Here is a 17,659-nt window from a genome sequence, read left to right on the forward strand (position 1 = left end):
GATGTGATGCCGGGCTCAGATGTGGGCCTGAATCTGCTCGACCGCGGCACGTCCACAGGCACGCAGGGTGCTGACGATCAGGTGACTTTCCCGGCGTGGCAGCAGAGCCCGATATGGTTACGGATATGTCGAGCCTGTTCATTCTGGATCTCACATACACCGCCGACCTGGCTGAGGTCGAGCGGCACATGGACGGCCATCGGGAGTTTCTCCGGCGCAACTACGACGCCGGGCTCTTTCTGGCGTCCGGGCGGAAGGAACCGCGCACGGGAGGAATAATTCTCACGGCAGGTGACCGGTCCACGATCGAGCAGATCATCGAGGCCGACCCGTTCCAGTGTCACGGCGTGGTCTCGTACACCATTACCGAGTTTCTTCCGATGACGACCGGCCCTCAGCTTGCGGCGTTCCGACACGAGATCTGAGCCTCGCCAACACCGGAATGTGGTCGATGTGACCGATGTGGCTGGCGAAGGTGAGTCGGCCGTCCGGGGTCCTCACGGGGGTCCGTCCGGCCGTTGCTGACCGGTGCCGGCGGCGGTGGTGGGCAGGTCTCGCAATGTGGTCGACAGCCCGAGCGCGACCAGCAGGGCTGTCAGCATCCCGCCGCCGCCGGCCAGCAGAAAGGTCGTCCGTGGGCTGGTCGCGTCGAGCAGGAGGCCGCCGGCGAGGTATGACGTCGCGGCGGCGACCCCGACGGCACCGTAGAAGCTTCCGAAGGCCCGTCCGAGCAGGCTGGCCGGGACGAGGCGCTGGAGCAGGGTGTTGGCGGCGACGTCCATCGCCGCGATACCCAGGCCGCGTACCGCCTGAACGGTGAAGGCCGCGCCGACCGCCCAGGCGAGGCCGGTGAGGAGGTTGCCGGCGCTGCTGACGAAGAATCCGCCGACGAGCAGCAGCGGCATCGAACCCTGTCCGCCTGCCCGCGCGAGGAGGGCGTAGCCCACGACCAACCCGATCCCGACCGCGGCGAGCAGCAGGCCCACCGCCCAGTCGCCGGTGCCCAGTGTCTCCTTCGCGAACAGGACCAACGCGACGTCGTCGATGCCGTTGAAGGCGACCGTCGCAATGAAGCCAACGAAGATCATGAGTAGGGCCCGGTTGGCCAGCAGGCAGCTGATTCCCGGAAGGGCCTGGCCTGGCGGCCCGTCTGGCCCGTCGCCGTTCACCGGTCGCGCTGGGAGGGGCTGGAGACGCAGCAGAAACAGCGCGGACAGCAGGAAGGTGACGGCATCGACCAGGAGAAGGCCGCGTGTGCTGACCAGTGGCACCAAGGCCGCGGCGATCAGCGGGCCGGCGACCTCCGCGGCGTTGGTGCCGAACCCGATCGCGGAGTTCGCGACCGGGAGGTCCCGGTCGGCCACCAACGCGGGAACCGCTGCTCGGGAGGCGGGCATGAACACCTGCCCGATGATCGCGCGCGCCGCGACCAGCGCCAGCAGGATCGGCAGTGCGGGCAGCCACAGCGCGATCACGAGCATGATGAGCGCCTGGCCGATCTCGCAGAGAATCATGACGCGTCTGCGGTCGAAACGGTCGCTGATGGCGCCCGTGAACGTGCCGAGCAGGGATGGCGCGAAGTCCCCGGCGAGCAGGAGCAGTGCGATCGCCAGCCCCTGCCCGGCCGTGTCCGCGACATGGAGCATCAGCGCGACCAGGCTCAGGGAATCACCGGTACCGCAGACGCACCGTGCCGCGAACAATCCACGCAGCGGGCGGTTCGTGCCCAGCAGTCGCGATACTCCGTTGTTTTCCTGGCCGGTGTCGAAGGTGGCCTGGCCCGGCTGCCGTGGTTGTCGTGTGGCGGCGCCTGCGTCTGTCACTTCGCCTCGCCCCGACCTGGCATCGGCGCAATGTAGCTGGCGCGTGCCGTTGGGCGCGACCGATTTTTCGAGGAACACGATGCGATCGGGATCCGGAAGGATCGCCGGGCGCTCAGCCTGCTGATCGCCACCTCGATGGCCCCGGCGCGTGCTCGGTATGGCTGGTCACCACGCCGTGGCGAGCCAGACCGTGATGGCGGCCAGGACGATCAGCGTGCCGTTGAGGGCGGTGTCACCGGCCTCGCCGCGCGAGAGATGCAGGCCTGCGGCCAGGCCCTGCAGAACGACGAGGCCGATCGCGGCGGCCAGCGCGAGCACGGTCGCGATGCCGGTTGCCGGTGGCAGCACGAGACCGGCGGCGCCGAGGACCTCGACAACGCCGATGCCGCGCACCAGCCACATCGGGGTCGCGTCGACCCAGCCCATCATCGGCGCGAGCTGCTGCTTGCTCTGCAGCAGCTTCTTTCCTCCCGCGTACAGGTAGAAGACGCACAGCGGCGCGGCGATGATCCAGTACGCGATCTTCACGGTGGCTCCCGATGGTTATGGTTTGTAACCGACCCCATGATGGGTGACTATGGAGACCGCTACAAAAGGAACATCGGTGTTAGCAACTAACAGGGATGGCAGTCGTGTCGCGCTACGAGAAGGTCTGCCTCATCCGCGCGGACGGTGGCCGCGCCATCCGTCGGATCCTCGATCGGATCGGCGACAAGTGGGCGCTCCTGGTCATTGCGACGCTCCACGAGCAGCGCATGCGATTCACTCACCTGCAGCAGCGGGTGCCCGGAATCTCGCAGCGGATGCTGTCTTTGACGCTGCGTAATCTGGAGCGTGATGGCCTCGTTTCCCGCACCAGTTATCCGGAGGTCCCACCACGGGTGGAGTACGAGCTCACCCCGATGGGCCGCACACTGATCGAGCCGGCTGTGGCGCTGGCGGAGTGGGCCGTCGAGCACGACCCGGACATCGGGCGCAGCCAGCGGCAGTACGACAGCCGCCAGACCTGACCGCGTTCGGGCAAGGTCAGAATCCTGAGGTTGTTTCGGCCTTCGAGGTGAGCACCGCGCGGGCCTGCTCGGCGGCGCGGACGATGCTCTCGCCGACGAAGTCGAGGAAGCGGGCGATGTTCTCGAGGCGGGCGGCGGCCGGGGTGTCGGGGCCGAGGACGCCGACACCCCGGCGTGCTGTCTCAGCGAGCTGGGCGTTGGACCGTGCGCTGGTGATCGCCGACTGGTACCAGAGCTCGTCGTCGACGGCGTAGCGCTCGCGGCGGCGTTCGTCGCGTTCCCGGCGGACGAGGTTCTGGCCTTCGAGGAACGTGATCGCCTTGGAGATGGACGCCGGGCTGACCTGGAGGCGCCGGACGAGCTCGGACGCGGTGAGACTGGCGGCGTCGGTGGTCAGGAGGCAGGTCAGCACCCGGGACGTCATTCTGGGCAGGCCGGACTGCATGAGCAGGGCCGTGAACATCTCCTCGTACTCGCGCACGGCCTCGGCGTCGCGCCCGTGCGCCGGCGGGAGCGCTCGCGGCGCTGGGGGAGCGGCCTGCCGGCGGTGGTGGGCGCGGCGTTCGGTGGCGCGATGGGCGAGGTCGGCGCGGTAGGCGGTGGGGCCGCCGTTGCGCATCACCTCCCGTGTGATCGTCGAGGTCGGACGGTCGAGGCGCCGGCCGATCTCCGCGTAGGCGAGGCTTTCGGTCAGCCCCAGCGCGATCTGCTGGCGTTCCTGCAGGGTGAGCCTGCCTCCCGGCATCGTGACCTCCGGCCCGCTCGTCGAGGCCTTCAGGGTAGCGTTCATCCTCATCTCATTGCAACGATCGTGAGATCGACGTTGCATTAATTCGATTCTTGTTGCAACGGTTTCAGTGCTGTGACCTGCACAGATACACGTTTCGGCGCAACGAACTGGTTGCAGGTTTTTCGAACGCAACGTAGCTTTCCGATTGTCAGAAAAGACCTGCAGTAGGAGAGCGCGATGCAGAGCTTCGACACCCCCGCCCCGATCTCAGCCGTCCTCGACGTCCCCGCAGGGCGCCTGCAGCTCATCGCCGCCGACCGGGCCGACACCACGGTCGAGGTCCGGCCCGCCGACGCCTCGAAGGGCCGCGACGTCAGGGCGGCGGAACAGACCGAGGTCGAATACGCCGACGGCGTCCTGAGGATCGTGTCCTCCGCGAGGAAGCATGCCCTTGCAAGCCCCGGCTCGGTCGAGGTGACGATCCAGCTGCCCGCCGGTTCCCGCGTCGAGGCGAAGGCGGCCAGCGCGGAGTTCCGGGGCGTCGGACGGCTCGGCGACGTCGCGTTCGACGGCTCGCACGGCGCGATCAGGATTGACGAGGTCGCGAGCATCCGGGTCGCCACCGCCGCCGGCGACGTCTCGATCGGTCGCCTGGGCGGCCCCGCCGAGATCAGCACCGGAAAGGGCGACATCCGGGTCACGGAGGCCAGGCGCGGCACGGTCGTTCTGCGCACGCAGGCCGGCGACGTGTCGGTCGGCGCTGCCCGTGGCGTTTCAGCCTGCCTGGACGCCGGTACCACCCTCGGCCGGATCCGCAACGCGCTCCAGAACACCGCTGGCGTGCCCGACCTGAGCATCCACGCGACCACCGCCCAGGGCGACATCGCCGCCCACAGCCTCTGAAGGCCTGTCCTCCGACGGCGGACGAGCGAGCGGACGAGCAGGCGGCGCAGTCGGCGGTTCTTCCTCCACCCGGTGATCGGTACCGTCGACGCCTTCGTCGCGGCGGCCGTGGACGCCGGCGTGCGCTACGCGGTGCTGCTGTCCTCGCCGGCGGCCTACGAGGTCGGGGAGTTCGACCGGCCCATCGGCCAGATCCACCGCGCGGTCGAGCGGGCTGTGCCCGACTCGGGTCTCGCGCACACGGTGCTGTACCCGAGCTGGCTTGCGACCAACACCCGCCGCGACTGGGCGGGTCAGATCCGGGCCGGCGGACGGGTCGCCATCGCGTTCGCGGACGCTCCCGTCACGCCGATCCATCCCGACGACATCGCCGAGGTCGCCGCCCATCTGCTCACCCACGAGACCTTCCGCTCCCGGATGCAGATCCTCAGCGGGCCGCAGTCGATGCGCATGCGTGACGCCGTCGCGCTCATCGGCGACGTGCTCGGCGCCGACGTCACCGTCGACGACGTGACCCGGGAGCAGGCGCTGGATCTCGACCAGGGTCGGATTCCCCGTCCAGTTCTGGAAAGCCTGCTCGATGTGGCCGCGGCGACCATCGGCCAGACCGCCCCCGTCAACAACACGGTCGAGCGGATCACCGGTCACCCCGCGCGGACGCTGCGCTCCTGGCTCGAAGCCCACCGGCACGACTTCCAGAACGGCTGACCGACTACGCCGGGGCAGGTACCTGGCAGGCGTCGGCGAAGGCCGGATAGCCCTCGCTGCCCGTGCGCTCGGCCGCATCGATGTAGTTGACGAGTGCGGCCCGGGACCGGGCGAGCCTGTCCATCTGATCGTTCAGGCGCCGCAGCCGCGACCGCATCGCGTCGAGCAGCTCGGGACATCCTGGCAGCTCCGGGGCCTCGCCGACGGCACAGGGCAGCAGGTAGGCGATGTCGTCGGACGAAAGGCCGGCATCGAGCAGGTGCCGGATCTGGCTGACCCGCAGCACGGCGTCCTCGTCGTATTCGCGGTAGCCGTTCGCGCGGCGGCCTGCCTCCAACAGGCCCTGGGCTTCGTAGTAGCGCAGCTGATGGGCGTTGACGCCCGTCCGACGACTCAGTTCCCCGATCCGCATCGAACCTCGCTACTCGACTCGTGCTTGACCTTCAGGCCGGTATCAACGTTGACGATGCTGCCATGAGTGACAACACCGACACACCCGTGACAGTGATCGGCCTTGGACTGATGGGCCAGGCGCTCGCCGGAGCCTTCCTGAAGGCCGGTCATCCCACGACCGTCTGGAACCGCACGGCCTCGAAGGCCGACCGGCTGGTGGCCGGCGGGGCGCGGCTGGCGCCCACCATCGGCGACGCGCTCGCGGCGGGCCCCCTGGCGATCATCTGCATCACCGACTACCACGCCGTGCGTGAACTGCTCGACGCGGACGGCGCCGAGCTGGGTGGAGTGACGCTGATCAACCTCACCTCGGGCACTTCGGCCCAGGCCAGGGCGGCCGCCGAGTGGGCTGAGCAGCGCGGCGCGCGTTACCTGGACGGCGCCATCATGGCCCTGCCCGCGGCGATCGGCACCGTCGAGGCGGTGATCCTGCACAGCGGGTCGCGGTCGGACTTCGACGCACACGCGCCGACACTCGGTGCCCTCGGCACGGTCACCTACCTCGGCCCTGACCACGGGCTGGCGTCCCTGTACGACGTGGCTGGTCTGGCCATGATGTGGAGCGTCCTGAACGCCTGGCTCCTGGGCACCGCCCTGGTCAGGACCGCCGGTGTCGACGCGGCGACCTTCGCGCCGTTCGCGCGGCAGATCGCCGCCGGTGTGGCCGAATGGCTGCCCGGACACGCCGAGCAGATCGACGCGGGCGCCTTCCCGGCCGAGGCGTCGGCCCTGGAGACCGACGCGCGGGCGATGGCACATCTGGTCGAGGAGAGCGAGGCGGTGGGGGTCAACGCCGAACTACCCAGGCTGATCAAGGCGATGGCCGACCGCTCGATCGCCGCCGGGCACGGCAAGGAGCAGTATCCCGTGCTGATCGAGGAGTTCAGCAGGCAGCGCGGCGACTGACCGCGAGGCAACGCAACCGCGTCGGCCGTCGGGAAGGTGGTGGCCCCTGCGGCTACCACCTTCAGCCCGCCTTCCTGACCGTCCGGGTGCGCCGGTCGAGCGGAGTGCGGTCGAGCGGAGTGCAATAGTCGCGATGTGACACAGGGGAAGCACATCGACTCGCTGACGACCGAGCGGCTGCTCCTGCGGCAGTGGCAGCCGGCCGACGAGGCGGCCATGGCGGAGATCAACCAGGATCCCGAGGTCGCACGGCACCTCAACCGCCCCGTTGACGGCGCCGCCGGGGCCGCGTTCTACGGCCAGATGTGCTGGCACTGGGAGGAGCACGGATACGGGCCGTGGGTACTGGAGTCACGCGAGCCCGACCGTCTCGGGGAGTTCCTGGGTTTCGCCGGCCTGGCGCACGTCCCGCCCTTTCTGGCGGAGGCGGGCCCGGACCCCGAGCTGGGCTGGCGGCTGAAGCGGTCGGCGTGGGGGCGGGGGCTCGCCACCGAGGCCGCTGTGGCAGCCCGTGACGATGCGTTCCGGCGCCTCGGACTGTCGGAGATGATCTCGATCATCCATCCGGAGAACGTTCGTTCGCAGCGGGTTGCCACCAAGCTTGGAATGCGGGTAGCACGGCGGATCGACAATCCCGCCATCGGCAGGCGGGTCGACGTCTGGTCTGTTGCGTCGGGGCCCGTGGATGTCGGGCGTCACCGCGTCACCTGAGCGCGACCGAAGGATGACGGCCTATGTGATCAGTTCGATGGCGCAGCGGGGGCCAGCCGCGGCGGCGTACTTGGCGTCGCAGGTGAGAAGGACGGCATCGATCTGTTCAGCCAGTGCGACATAGCCGGCGTCGTAAGCGGTCATGTTCTGTCGAAGTTCCCAGACGCGTTGGGCGGTCGGCCCGCTGAGCGGTTCGCGACGGATCGGTAGCCGGATCAGGCTGGCGATGAGATTCGGGGCGTGCTCGGCGAGACGGCTCGTGCGCCTGGCCAGGCCGCGGAGCGCCGAGATGACCTCGATGTCCAGGTGGGCCGGGGCGTAGGAGGCATCGCCGCCGGTCAGACGATCTCTCGCGGCCTTGCGTCGAGGGCTGTCGTCCCCGGCGAGCAGATCGACGATCACGGACGCGTCAACGACGATCAGTCCCACCGTGCCTCTTCCGTATCGCGGACCGTACGGACAGCGGCGACCGCGTCGTCCGTGGTGAGCCCTGTGGAGACACGAGCGCTGTCGATGTCGGCGAGCACCTCGTCCATGGTCGGGGTGGTGGCCTCGCGGCTGAGTACGTCGAGCAGGTAGGCGTTCAGAGACTGCCGGCGCGCTTTGGCCCGTGCGGTCAGAGTGACACGTACACGAGCTGGCAGTGCCCGGATGGTGAGGTTGGTGGTGATCTCCTCAGCCTCGTTCATGACGTCATTCTAACGTCAAAATCACGTCTCGGTGACGCTGAAATGACGATCATGATGGCCCCTCGCCTGGCGCCCTGTCAGGGCTGGGCCTCCCTGCTCCAGGCGGCGAGGCCGGCGCGGAAGCCCGCCCGTTCCTCCTCGGACAGCGTGGCCAGGGCGCGCAGCAGCGGCGCCGAGCGGGTTGCGAGGAAGGCCTCGACCGCAGGTCGGTATTCCTCCCGTAGCGAGACCAGCGTGCGGCGCCGGTTGGCCGGGTCCTCCGCGCGCTCGACCAGGCCGGCCTCTCCCAGGCTGCCGACGAGCTCACTCGCGGTGGACAGCGACACGCCCAGCCGGGCAGCCAGCTCGGTGACGCTGAACTGCTGGCCGCCGACCAGCTGGGGCAGGACCGCGCCGTGCCGCGCGGTCAGCCGGTGCGTGTCGAAGGTGCGCCGCAGCTGTGGCGGCATCTCCCCGCGGGCGCGCTGGAAGTAGGCCGCCAGCAGCGGCACATGCAGGAGCACGTCTCGCTCCTGCGCCGTCCACGGCCGCGGCTGATCTGCCGCCGGCACCTGCGTGCCGTCAGGGGCTCTTCGGTCGGGTCGCACGTTACGATGGTAGAAGCTTTGGATATCCGAACCATTTGGCGATGCGACATAACGGCAGGGCGACGCCTTCAGGCGGAGTCGTCCGCGTGAGGACGTGAAGACATGGTTTCGGTGAGTTATGGCGACGTGATGGCAGACGCCCTCGACCGCCTCGACGATCTCGGCTACGAGCGTGCCGGCAAGGCCGATCTGGCCAACCACGGGCCGATGGGGGCCGAGGTACTGGCCGTCCTCGGCCACGGGGCCGCGATCCCGGGCTGGGTACGCGCCTACCGCGACCTCCTGCCCCACCACGAGCGGTCCGCGCGCCGCGATGACCTGGATCCGACCGACGAGTCCTCCTGGCGGCCCGCGCTCGGCGCCATCGACCGGGCCGGGGACTGGGAGTACCTGTTCGAACGGGAGCTGGCCCAGGAGCCCTGGCGGGACGTGCTGGTCCGCTGGTGGCCACGGCTGCTGCCCGGCCTGCTGTCCCGGCTGACCCACGGGCTCATCCGCACCGCGCACGCCGTCCGGGGCGTTGCCGCCGCCGAGGGCGTGCCGGGCCCGCAGCAGCTGACCGAACTGGCCCGCGGGCTCGCCTACTGGGCCGCACGCTTCACCCCGCTGCCCGGCAGCCCCCGGTTCGACGGACGCCTCGCCGTGGCCGCGGCCGTGGCCACGGTGCCCCGGGCGCCGATCGAACCGGGCCTTTCGGCGGGCGAGCTCCTACAGGGGCGCCTGCGCCGGCTCGACGGGCAGCCCGGCTACCACGATGCCCTCACCGCGCTGCGCGCCGAGCAGGCCCAGGCGCTGCTCAGCGACCTGACCGCCCAGTTCGCGGGCCTGTGCCTGGTCCACACCGACCTGTCGCCGGTGCCCCTGATCCACGCCGTCACCGCCCCGGCGGCCATGCGGCTCGTCCTGCCGTACCTGCCGGCTGAGCTGCACGAGCCTTCCGTCGCCACCATGTGGCAGACCGAGGCCGCGCTGCTGATGGTGTTCACCGGTGACGACCGCGGGGAAGGCGAGGCTCACGCGCGGGCGTGGGCCGTCGACGTTCCCGGGCACGAGGAGCTGATCCACCAGGCCGTCGAGCACGGCGACGAGCACGTGCTGAAGTTCACCGAGGCCTGCCTGCGTGAACATGCGCTGCGGCCCGATCCGCGCTACCTGGCGGCCGCGACGGTCGTCCGCGACCGGATAGCCCGATACCCGGCGCGTGCCACGATCTGACGAGGTACGCGTGTACGTCTACGTGTCCTGACCGATGGCGCGACGGCCGCCACCCTCAGGGTGCGACGCCCTGCTGGGCGACGGATGCGTCCCGCTGGCCGTTCTGGGGCGTCGGCCGCGGTGTGGGTGACAGCCGTGCGGCGAGGTTGCGGGCGGTGATCCCGGCCCGTGTCCTCGGGGCGAGCAGGGCGGCGGAAAGCCTCAGGCGGCGTTGTCTCGGCTCGACCAGGGCGCTGTGCGCATTCTGGTAGCGGCGTAGCGCGGCGGTGTGGTCCGCCGGGCTGGCGGCGAGTTCGCTGGCCAGTGTGTGCGCGCCGGCTATGGCCAGGCTGGAGCCGTCGCCGAGGAGGGACAGGCAGGAGGCGGCGTCGCCGAGCAGCGCGACGCGGCCGTGGGACCAGGTCGGTAGACGGACCTGGCTCACGGAGTCGAAGTACAGGTCTTCGGTCTCCTGAAGCCGGCCGAGCAGCTGCGGAACGCGCCAGCCGACGCCCGCGTAGGCCTCGGTGACCAGCCGCCGGTGCTGGTGGACGTCGCGGTGGTCGAAGTCGGCGCGGGCCGGCCCGCGGAAGATGAAGGCGACCAGGGCGCGTCCCCGGTTCGGGTGGATGGAGACCAGCCGCCCCGGGGTGTTGTGGATCAGCACCTCCCGCGAGTCGTCAGCCGGTGCGCCGAGCGGCATGGTCGCGACGTAGAGGCCGGCGTGCCGGACGAACTCGTCTTCCGGGCCGAACACGAGATGCCGCACGGTGGAGTGCAGGCCGTCCGCGCCGATGACCAGATCGAAGCGGCGCGGGGCGGCCCGCGCGAAGGTGACGTCGACGCCGTGCTCGTCCTGCGCCAGGGCGGTGATCGTGTCGTCGAAGAGGAACTCCGCCTCCTCCCGGGCGGCCGCGACGAGGACGGCGGCGAGCTCGTTACGCGGAATCTCGATCTCGCCGCGGCCGGCTGCGCTGTTGCTGGGCATGGCGACCCGGGTGATCGGGCGGCCTGAGGCCGCCAGCAGCCGCAGCGCCGTGGTCTCGGTCGCGGCTGCGCGCAGGGACGGCCGCAGGCCCATCGCGTCGACCACGGGCAGCGCGGGCCCGCGTATGTCGACCGGGCTGCCGCTGGAGCGCAGCCCTTCGGATCGCTCGACGACGGTCGGCCGGAACCCCTGCCGGGCCAGCCAGTAGGCGAGGGTCGGCCCGCGCTGACCGGGGCGTTCGTCGGCGCCATCGCCGGCGCGCTGGCGGTGGTGCTCGACGGCTCCGAGCACCGCGACGACCCTGCCGCCCTGCACGCGGCCATCCGCGCCGCCACCGAAGTTGCCCTCGCCCCCTGGCTACGCGACCTGCCGTCCTGACCCCGGCCCGTCGTCGGCCGTCGGCCGTCGGCTGTCGGTCGACGGTCAGCGGTCAGCGGTCGTCGGCCGTTGCAGGAGGCGGGCCGCGCTGTCAGGTCGTGGTCTGGCCGTCGATCGTTTCGCGGAGGATGTCGGCGTGGCCGGCGTGCTGGGTGGTCTCGGCGATGATGTGGATCAGTACCCGGCGGACGCTGTGCCGGCCACCCGGCTCGTGCCAGGGTGCCTCCGGCAGCGGCTGCGTCGCCGACAGGTCGGGGATGGCCGCGACGATCTCGTCGGTCCGGGCGGCGACCTCGCGGTAGCGGGCGACGATCCCGGCGATCGTGTCACCCGGCTGCATCTGGAAAACGTTCTGGCGCTCGACGGCCCAGGCTGGATACTCCCGCGCGGTGCCGGTCATGAACTCCTCCCAGGTGACGCCGTCGGGGAGCGCGTAGTCCATCGCCGAGGGCCCCTCGAGGACGAACCGCATCCAGCCTTCCTCGCCGGAGGTGACATGCTTGATCAGCCCGCCCAGGCACAGGGCGCTGGCCGTCGGGCGTTCGCCGGCCTGCTCGTCACTGAGGCCGCGGGTGGTGTTGATCAGGCTGGCTCGGGCCACGGCGAGCTCGGCGAGCAGGTCGGCCCGCTCCGCGTCGAGGGCTACGGAGTGCGTGGTCGTGGTCATGGTCGTCGTCGTGGACGTCATCGTGATCGGCCCCTTCCAGGTCGTTGCCGTTGTCGGCTGTGACCACCACGGTCGTCCGGGAAGCGGTCAGGTTCTGGCCTCTTCTTCGGGCAATCTCATGGACATGCCGACGACGTCAGCGCGCCTGCTCGCCCTGCTCTCGCTGCTGCAGGCACGCCGGGACTGGCCGGGGGCACTGCTCGCCGCGCGGCTCGAGGTCAGCCCGCGCACGGTTCGCCGCGACGTCGACCGCCTCCGTGAACTGGGCTATCCGATCCGGGCCACCAAGGGCCCCGACGGCGGATACCGGCTCGATGCCGGGGCGGAGCTGCCGCCGCTGCTGTTCGACGACGAGCAGGCCGTCGCCCTGGCCGTCGCGCTCCAGCTCGCTGTCACGTCCGGCGCCGGTATCGGGGAGGCGGCGGCCCGCGCGCTGAGCACCGTCCGGCAGGTCCTGCCGGCGCGGCTGCGCCATCAGGTCGACGCGCTGCGGGTCACCGCGGTCGAACGCCGCGGCGGACCGTCCAACCCGCGGGTCGAGCCGGCCGTTCTGGTGACGCTCGGGGCCGCCGTCCACGCCCGGGAGGAGCTGCGCTTCGACTACGCCGTCCCGTCGCGGTCCGCGCCCGCCGACGTCCCCCCGCCGCGTCGGGTGCAGCCCCATCACCTCGTCACCTGGGGCGGACGCTGGTACCTCGTCGCCTGGGACCTGGACCGCGACGACTGGCGCACCTTCCGCGCCGACCGGATCACTCCGCGTCCCCCGGCCGGCCCGCGGTTCACACCCCGCGAGCTGCCCGGCGGGGACGTGGCCGCCTTCGTCGCCCAGCGTTTCCAGGGCTCCGCCGGCCCGGACCGCTGGCCATGCCGCGGGGAGATGATCATCGAGCTGCCCGCCGCCTTCGTGTCCCGGTTCTCCCAGGACGGGATCGTCGAGGAGCTCGGCCCGGACCGCTGCCGGCTCGTCGCCGGCTCCTGGTCATGGCCCAGCCTGGCCGCCACCGTCGGCCGGTTCGACGCTGACATCGAGGTCCTCGGGCCGCCCGAGCTCGCGGACGCCTTCGCCATGTTGGCCCGCCGCTACGCCCGCGCCGCCGCCGGGCAGCGCGGCGGGGCGTCGACGCCCGGGCGGATCGGCCCGACGGGAAGCTCCGCTGCCAGAGGCTCCGCTGCGAGAGGCTCTGCTGCCAGCAGACAGCCTCTGCTGCCGGCAGAGGCTGCTCCCGATGGCCTCGCCGACAACCTAGGTTCGCCTCCATGACTGGGAAGGACAGCACGAAGGACGGCGCGATTGTCACCGGCTGGGCGGCTGACGTGCCGTTCACGGCACTGCCTCCGGCCGGAGGCGCCGACGAACCGGCTCCGTTGCTGGTGACCTGGCACATGATGGACGCGCCACGCTCGGACGCCGCGTTCGCCGCGGCACTTCCGCTGACGGATGTGCCCGCCTGGCGGGTGCATTTCGGAATGCCGCTGGTGGGCCGGCGCCCGGTGGACGGAGCCTATGAGGCGGCGGTGGCCGACCCGATGCTGGGATATGTCGACCCGGTGGTCCGGCAGGCCACCGACGAGTTTCCGGCGGCGCTCGACGCGTTGCGTGCGCAGCTCCCGCTGTGCGGCGGGCCGATCGGTGTCGTGGGCGGCTCACTCGGCGGCACCGTCGCGTTGAACATTCTCGCCCGTCTGCCGGTCCAGGTCTCGGCAGTGGTGCTGATAAATCCCGCAGTCCGGGCTCGGACCGCAGTGGACGTCTTCACCTCGTCGACCGGCACATCCTGCTTCTGGCACGAACAGGAGCAGGAGGCTGCCGCGCACCTTGACTTCGTGACACACGCAGCGCTCATCAGCGGCCGGAAACCACAGCCAGCCGTGCTCGTGGTCAGCGGTGAACTCGACTACCCGGCAAGCCGTGCCGACGCCCTCGATATGGTGGTGGCGCTCCAGGCCGCGTATCCGGATGCCGACCGGGTCAGGCTGAGCACAGTCGCCGGTCTGGAGCATCCCCTCGCCGAACGCCCGGGCCTGGAACCGGCGCCGCAGACTCCGCTCGCCAGGGTCGTCGACCGTATGGCCACCGAGTGGTTCCAGACGCACCTCAGCAGGGCGGGATGAGGGGGACGACGGCGACATCGTCACCTCGGCTGGTGTCAGCGCGGGCATCGACATGGCTTTGCACCTCGTGGCGCGCCTGCACGGCACCGAACGGGCGATACAGGTGCGACGCGGCATTCAGCACGATCCGCGGCCAGGGACTTCGGCGTTCGGTCGACCTGTGAACGCCATTCCGGTGAACTGTCAGGACGACGCCGATCGGGCGTCATAGTCACGGCGGGAAATCTCGACCCCGTCGAGGTTGGCGTTCGCCCATTCGGCGAGATGTGCGAACAGCGGGGCGAGACTGAGCCCGAGGTCGCTGATCTCGTACTCGACCCGAGGGGGGACCTCGGGGTGATATGTGCGGATGACCATCCCGTCGCGCTCAAGCTGGCGGAGCCGCTGGGTCAGTACCTTCGGCGTGATCGAGGTTATGCGCCGTTCCAGCTCGACGAATCGTTGCCGGCCATGCTGGTGGAGCGTCCAGAGGATCGGCGTGGTCCACCGGCTGAACACGATCTCCACCACCGGGCTGATGGCACAGGCGCTCTCGGGGTCGGTCGTGGAATCCGCCGACAGGGTCCTGAGCATCTGGTTCCCCTCTGGGTAGTCACTTTCTTCTAGGTACCTACTGTACCGGTGCTGTTAGCGTTCGACGTGCGGCTGATCGGCCGGGATGTTCGCGTCGCCTGGGGCGTGAACAATTCAACCAACCCCACCTTGGAGAATTACGTGATCGTGGTTATGGGGGCGACCGGCAACGTGGGTCGCACGCTCGTACAGGAACTCGTCGCCGCCGGTGAGAAGGTGACGGCCGTTTCCCGCGGCGTCTCCGCCGGGCACACAGTTGACGGGGTGCGATACGAGCGCGCGGATCTCGCGGTTCCGGAGAGCCTGCGGCCCGCGCTCGACGGCGCCACCGCGCTGTTCCTTCTGGTGTCCGGGGCCGGCGCGCACCTCAGCCCGCGGGACATCCTCGACGTCGCGACGGCCAGCGGAGTCACCCGAACCGTGCTGCTTTCCTCGCAGGCTGCCGGAACCCGACCGGAATCGCCGTCCCATGCGCCTCTGCGCGTTCTCGAGAACGTCGTCCGCGAGTCGGGCACGGACTGGACGATCCTGCGGCCGGGCGGGTTCGCCTCCAACACCTATGCGTGGGCTGAATCGGTTCGCCTGCACCGGACCGTCGCGGCACCGTTCGGTGACGTCGCTCTTCCGATCGTCGACCCGGACGATATCGCGGCGGTCGCCGCGGCCTGCCTGCGGGACGCCGACCACGCCGGTCGGACCTATGTGCTGACCGGTCCCGAACTCAGCACGCCCCGGCAGCGGGCCGAGGCGATCGGCGCCGTGCTTGACGAGCCGGTGCGTTTCATCGAGCAGAGCCGTGACGAGGCTCGTGGGCTGATGCTGGGGTTCATGCCCGAGCCTGTGGTCGAGGGCACTCTCGCCATCCTCGGCGACCCGACCCCGCAGGAACGGCGGGTGAGCCCTGACATCGAACTGGTTCTCGGCCGTGCGCCCCGCACCTTCGCCGACTGGATCGAGCGCCACGTCGCTGCCTTCAGATAAGCGGCGCGCGTCCAGCCGTGCCCCCCGGCCCACCCTGCCTGGTACCGAGTCATTCTCGACTCAGTCAGATTCGGGTGCGGTTAGATTCGGGTGCGATCCGACTCCGGATCTTTCCGGTACACCATGGGGGGAAAGCTGTGGGGATACGTGCTGCGCTCGGTCGGTTGGGGCGGCCCGGCCGAGCCAGACTGGGAGTCGCGCTGACGGCCGCCGCGCTGGTGGGGCCGCTGCTGACCGCAGGCACCGCCCAGGCGGCGGCACGGCCAGCTGGACGTTCGGAGTGGTCAACAACTTCAACCCGGCCGCGCCGGCGCCGACCGAAGGGTCGCTCACCTGGACGTGCTCCACGGCCAGCTTGAATCCGTGCCCGTCCGCAACGGCCGTGGAAACGCCGAACACTCTGGTGCTGACGTTCACCGTCAATGACTTCGCCGTCGACGAGTACAACATTCAGGTGATGTACGACCCCGGCCCCACCGCCAACTACCCGGCGGCTGTCGGCAGTCTCTATTTCGGCACCACCAACAGCGGCGGCTGACGGACGCGCCTATGCCCGGCGGGCCGCGATACCGGCCTGCCGGGCATAGGCATCAGGGCAGCCGTGCCTGACAGCGAGGGCGCCACGTTGCAGGTCGTCGTCCCAGCCTGCCTGGAAAGCTCCCTGGCGAACAGGACCAACCCACCTGCTCCACCGAAACCGGGGCGGTTCACTCACCGGGTCGTAGGAGTTCTTGCGGCGCCGAACCACCTGGCCAGCGCGACCTCGAGCATCTGCTGATCCTCGCCGACCCACGCGACGTGCCCGTCCGGCCGAAGCAGTACCGCCGGCACGTCCAGCTCTTCGCTGATGTCGACGACGTGGTCGACCCGGCCGGCCCAGCCGTCCACCGAAAGCCGCCCCGTCTGATCGAGCAGCAGCCCGCTGCCGGTGCGCATCAGCTCGAACAGGCGCCCATGCCTGAGCTGGACGTCGCGCAGTCGCCGTCCGAGCAGGGCGTGGCCCTCACCAAAGTCGTATCGGATGCCGATCGCCGTGATCTTCTCGATCAGGAAACGGTTGACGTCGTCGAAGTCCATCAGCTGCGCCACCAACCGCCGAACCGCCTGCGGCCCGGGTTCGTTGATCGTCAGCTGCATCTGTGCACGGGTGTTGGTCAGCACGTCGGCGGCCACCGGGTGCCGCTCGGACTCGTAGCTGTCGAGCAGGTCGTCCGCCGCCCATCCATTGATTTCCGCCGCCAGCTTCCAACCCAGATTGAACGAGTCCTGGATCCCGAGATTGAGCCCCTGCCCACCCATCGGCGGGTGGACATGCGCGGCGTCCCCGGCCAGAAACACCCGTCCGACCCGGTAGCGCTCGGCCTGGCGGGTCGCGTCGCCGAAGCGCGACAGCGAGCGGGGGGAGTGCACGCCGAAGTCGGTGCCGGCGTACCTGCGCAGCTGTCGCCTGAACTCCTCGAACGTCGGCGGTACCGAACGGTCTTCGGCCACGCCCTGCGCCGGCACGACCGCGCGGAATACCCCCGGCCTGCCCGACGGCCCGATCCCGAACCGCTTCTCGGTCCTGCGCACCTCGGTCATCACTGCAGCGATGTCGTCCGGGGACGCTGTCACCTCCATCTCGCCCAGCAGCGTGTCGATTCTCGACGGCTCGCCGGGGAATCCGACCCCGAGCAGTTTCCGAACCGTGCTGCGCCCGCCGTCGCAACCGACGGCAAACCGTGCCCGCAACGGCATTGCGGTCCCGTTTTCAAGGTGGACCGCCACGCCGTCGTCGTCCTGCTCCAGCCCGACCACTGAGCACCCGCGCCGGATCTCGGCTCCGACTTCGGCCGCGTGCTCGGCGAGCAGCCGGTCGGTGAGCGTCTGCGGAATGCCGAGCACGTATCCGTGCGCGGTGTCCAGCCCGGTGGGAGCGGGCTTTTCGATGCCCGCGAAGAATCCCCGGACGCCGCCGGGAATCATCGGGTACTGCGTGCCATTCTCGAGGAACCGCTCCAACAGCCCCCGCTGATCCAGCACCTCGATACTGCGCGCGTGCAGGCCGAGCGACCGCACGAACGGCGGTGGCTCGGCATCCTTCTCCAGCACCAGCACCTTGACGCCCTGCAGACGGAGTTCGCTCGCCAGCATCATTCCGGTCGGCCCACCGCCGACGATAATCACATCGAACATGTATACCCCATCGCGTGCCGACTCCTGCGCTCGACCGAGGATTATGCACCATGCGCGGGGTCTTGCCGCAA

The 17,659-nt window shown here is 70.1% G+C and carries 22 protein-coding genes; 11 read left to right on the top strand and 11 right to left on the bottom strand.

Annotated features, from left to right (window positions below; translation table 11 throughout):
- Positions 1–95 precede the first annotated feature (95 nt).
- Positions 96–425 (top strand): YciI family protein, encoded by a 330-nt coding sequence (locus AWX74_RS27730; protein ID WP_207550427.1) that lies wholly within the window; start codon positions 96–98, stop codon positions 423–425.
- A gap of 72 nt (positions 426–497) precedes the next feature.
- On the opposite strand, the gene AWX74_RS27735 is transcribed toward AWX74_RS27730, so the two are convergent.
- Positions 498–1,823 (bottom strand): MFS transporter, encoded by a 1,326-nt coding sequence (locus AWX74_RS27735; protein ID WP_091283001.1) that lies wholly within the window; start codon positions 1,821–1,823, stop codon positions 498–500.
- Positions 1,824–1,988: 165 nt separating this feature from the next.
- A complete protein-coding gene (locus AWX74_RS27740) occupies positions 1,989–2,351 on the bottom strand; it encodes a DoxX family protein (protein WP_091283003.1) in 363 nt (120 codons plus the stop codon).
- Positions 2,352–2,446: 95 nt separating this feature from the next.
- On the opposite strand from AWX74_RS27740, the gene AWX74_RS27745 reads away from it, so the two are divergent.
- Positions 2,447–2,833, top strand: a complete 387-nt coding sequence (locus tag AWX74_RS27745) for a winged helix-turn-helix transcriptional regulator (RefSeq protein ID WP_198955501.1) — start codon at positions 2,447–2,449, stop codon at positions 2,831–2,833.
- A 16-nt stretch (positions 2,834–2,849) separates the two neighbouring features.
- On the opposite strand, the gene AWX74_RS27750 is transcribed toward AWX74_RS27745, so the two are convergent.
- Positions 2,850–3,623, bottom strand: coding sequence for a MarR family transcriptional regulator (locus AWX74_RS27750; RefSeq protein ID WP_226931113.1), 774 nt, complete (start codon positions 3,621–3,623; stop codon positions 2,850–2,852).
- Positions 3,624–3,800: 177 nt separating this feature from the next.
- Here AWX74_RS27750 and AWX74_RS27755 point away from each other — a divergent pair, with 177 nt between their 5' ends.
- Both AWX74_RS27755 and AWX74_RS27760 read left to right on the top strand, forming a co-directional pair.
- Complete coding sequence (locus AWX74_RS27755; protein ID WP_091283005.1) at positions 3,801–4,466, top strand: DUF4097 family beta strand repeat-containing protein; 666 nt, start codon at positions 3,801–3,803, stop codon at positions 4,464–4,466.
- Positions 4,467–4,538: 72 nt separating this feature from the next.
- Entirely contained in the window at positions 4,539–5,174 is a 636-nt protein-coding gene (locus AWX74_RS27760; RefSeq protein ID WP_226931112.1) for a Rossmann-fold NAD(P)-binding domain-containing protein, read from the top strand.
- Positions 5,175–5,178: 4 nt separating this feature from the next.
- Here the strand turns inward: AWX74_RS27760 and AWX74_RS27765 are convergent, their stop codons facing one another.
- A complete protein-coding gene (locus AWX74_RS27765) occupies positions 5,179–5,586 on the bottom strand; it encodes a MerR family transcriptional regulator (RefSeq protein WP_091283007.1) in 408 nt (135 codons plus the stop codon).
- A gap of 62 nt (positions 5,587–5,648) precedes the next feature.
- Here AWX74_RS27765 and AWX74_RS27770 point away from each other — a divergent pair, with 62 nt between their 5' ends.
- Together AWX74_RS27770 and AWX74_RS27775 are read left to right on the top strand one after the other, a co-directional pair.
- Positions 5,649–6,533 (top strand): NAD(P)-dependent oxidoreductase, encoded by an 885-nt coding sequence (locus AWX74_RS27770; RefSeq protein WP_091283009.1) that lies wholly within the window; start codon positions 5,649–5,651, stop codon positions 6,531–6,533.
- A 135-nt stretch (positions 6,534–6,668) separates the two neighbouring features.
- A complete protein-coding gene (locus AWX74_RS27775; RefSeq protein WP_091283011.1) occupies positions 6,669–7,244 on the top strand; it encodes a GNAT family N-acetyltransferase in 576 nt (191 codons plus the stop codon).
- A 21-nt stretch (positions 7,245–7,265) separates the two neighbouring features.
- On the opposite strand, the gene AWX74_RS27780 is transcribed toward AWX74_RS27775, so the two are convergent.
- The 3 genes from AWX74_RS27780 to AWX74_RS42150 all read right to left on the bottom strand — a co-directional run bounded on the left by AWX74_RS27780 (position 7,266) and on the right by AWX74_RS42150 (position 8,436).
- Positions 7,266–7,673, bottom strand: a complete 408-nt coding sequence (locus AWX74_RS27780) for a type II toxin-antitoxin system VapC family toxin (protein ID WP_207550428.1) — start codon at positions 7,671–7,673, stop codon at positions 7,266–7,268.
- Positions 7,664–7,933, bottom strand: a complete 270-nt coding sequence (locus tag AWX74_RS27785) for a hypothetical protein (RefSeq protein WP_091283013.1) — start codon at positions 7,931–7,933, stop codon at positions 7,664–7,666. The genes AWX74_RS27780 and AWX74_RS27785 overlap by 10 nt, the downstream gene beginning before the upstream one ends.
- A 77-nt stretch (positions 7,934–8,010) precedes the next feature.
- Positions 8,011–8,436: a MarR family winged helix-turn-helix transcriptional regulator gene (locus tag AWX74_RS42150; protein ID WP_091283015.1), complete on the bottom strand. Its 426-nt coding sequence runs from the start codon at positions 8,434–8,436 to the stop codon at positions 8,011–8,013.
- 186 nt (positions 8,437–8,622) lie between these two features.
- Here AWX74_RS42150 and AWX74_RS27795 point away from each other — a divergent pair, with 186 nt between their 5' ends.
- Positions 8,623–9,735, top strand: coding sequence for a questin oxidase family protein (locus tag AWX74_RS27795; RefSeq protein ID WP_091283017.1), 1,113 nt, complete (start codon positions 8,623–8,625; stop codon positions 9,733–9,735).
- A 55-nt stretch (positions 9,736–9,790) separates the two neighbouring features.
- Here AWX74_RS27795 and AWX74_RS27800 read toward each other — a convergent pair whose 3' ends face one another.
- Positions 9,791–11,017, bottom strand: a complete 1,227-nt coding sequence (locus AWX74_RS27800; protein ID WP_207550429.1) for an FAD-dependent monooxygenase — start codon at positions 11,015–11,017, stop codon at positions 9,791–9,793.
- A 154-nt stretch (positions 11,018–11,171) separates the two neighbouring features.
- Positions 11,172–11,747: a DinB family protein gene (locus AWX74_RS27805; RefSeq protein ID WP_226931110.1), complete on the bottom strand. Its 576-nt coding sequence runs from the start codon at positions 11,745–11,747 to the stop codon at positions 11,172–11,174.
- On the opposite strand from AWX74_RS27805, the gene AWX74_RS27810 reads away from it, so the two are divergent.
- Both AWX74_RS27810 and AWX74_RS27815 read left to right on the top strand, forming a co-directional pair.
- On the top strand, positions 11,746–13,008 hold the full coding sequence (locus AWX74_RS27810; protein WP_226932419.1) for a helix-turn-helix transcriptional regulator: 1,263 nt from the start codon (positions 11,746–11,748) through the stop codon (positions 13,006–13,008). The genes AWX74_RS27805 and AWX74_RS27810 overlap by 2 nt on opposite strands.
- Positions 13,005–13,859 (top strand): alpha/beta hydrolase-fold protein, encoded by an 855-nt coding sequence (locus AWX74_RS27815; RefSeq protein WP_091283021.1) that lies wholly within the window; start codon positions 13,005–13,007, stop codon positions 13,857–13,859. Before AWX74_RS27810 ends, AWX74_RS27815 begins: the two co-directional genes overlap by 4 nt.
- A gap of 183 nt (positions 13,860–14,042) precedes the next feature.
- On the opposite strand, the gene AWX74_RS27825 is transcribed toward AWX74_RS27815, so the two are convergent.
- Positions 14,043–14,432: a winged helix-turn-helix transcriptional regulator gene (locus tag AWX74_RS27825; RefSeq protein WP_091283023.1), complete on the bottom strand. Its 390-nt coding sequence runs from the start codon at positions 14,430–14,432 to the stop codon at positions 14,043–14,045.
- Between the two features lie 141 nt (positions 14,433–14,573).
- Between AWX74_RS27825 and AWX74_RS27830 the strand changes: the two genes are divergently transcribed.
- Together AWX74_RS27830 and AWX74_RS27835 are read left to right on the top strand one after the other, a co-directional pair.
- Complete coding sequence (locus tag AWX74_RS27830) at positions 14,574–15,413, top strand: SDR family oxidoreductase (protein WP_091283111.1); 840 nt, start codon at positions 14,574–14,576, stop codon at positions 15,411–15,413.
- A 280-nt stretch (positions 15,414–15,693) separates the two neighbouring features.
- On the top strand, positions 15,694–15,951 hold the full coding sequence (locus AWX74_RS27835; RefSeq protein WP_091283025.1) for a hypothetical protein: 258 nt from the start codon (positions 15,694–15,696) through the stop codon (positions 15,949–15,951).
- A 173-nt stretch (positions 15,952–16,124) separates the two neighbouring features.
- Here AWX74_RS27835 and rox read toward each other — a convergent pair whose 3' ends face one another.
- Positions 16,125–17,588 (bottom strand): rifampin monooxygenase, encoded by a 1,464-nt coding sequence (rox, locus tag AWX74_RS27840; protein WP_091283028.1) that lies wholly within the window; start codon positions 17,586–17,588, stop codon positions 16,125–16,127.
- Between the last annotated feature and the right edge of the window lie 71 nt (positions 17,589–17,659).

Source organism: Parafrankia irregularis (assembly GCF_001536285.1).
Taxonomy (GTDB): domain Bacteria; phylum Actinomycetota; class Actinomycetes; order Frankiales; family Frankiaceae; genus Parafrankia; species Parafrankia irregularis.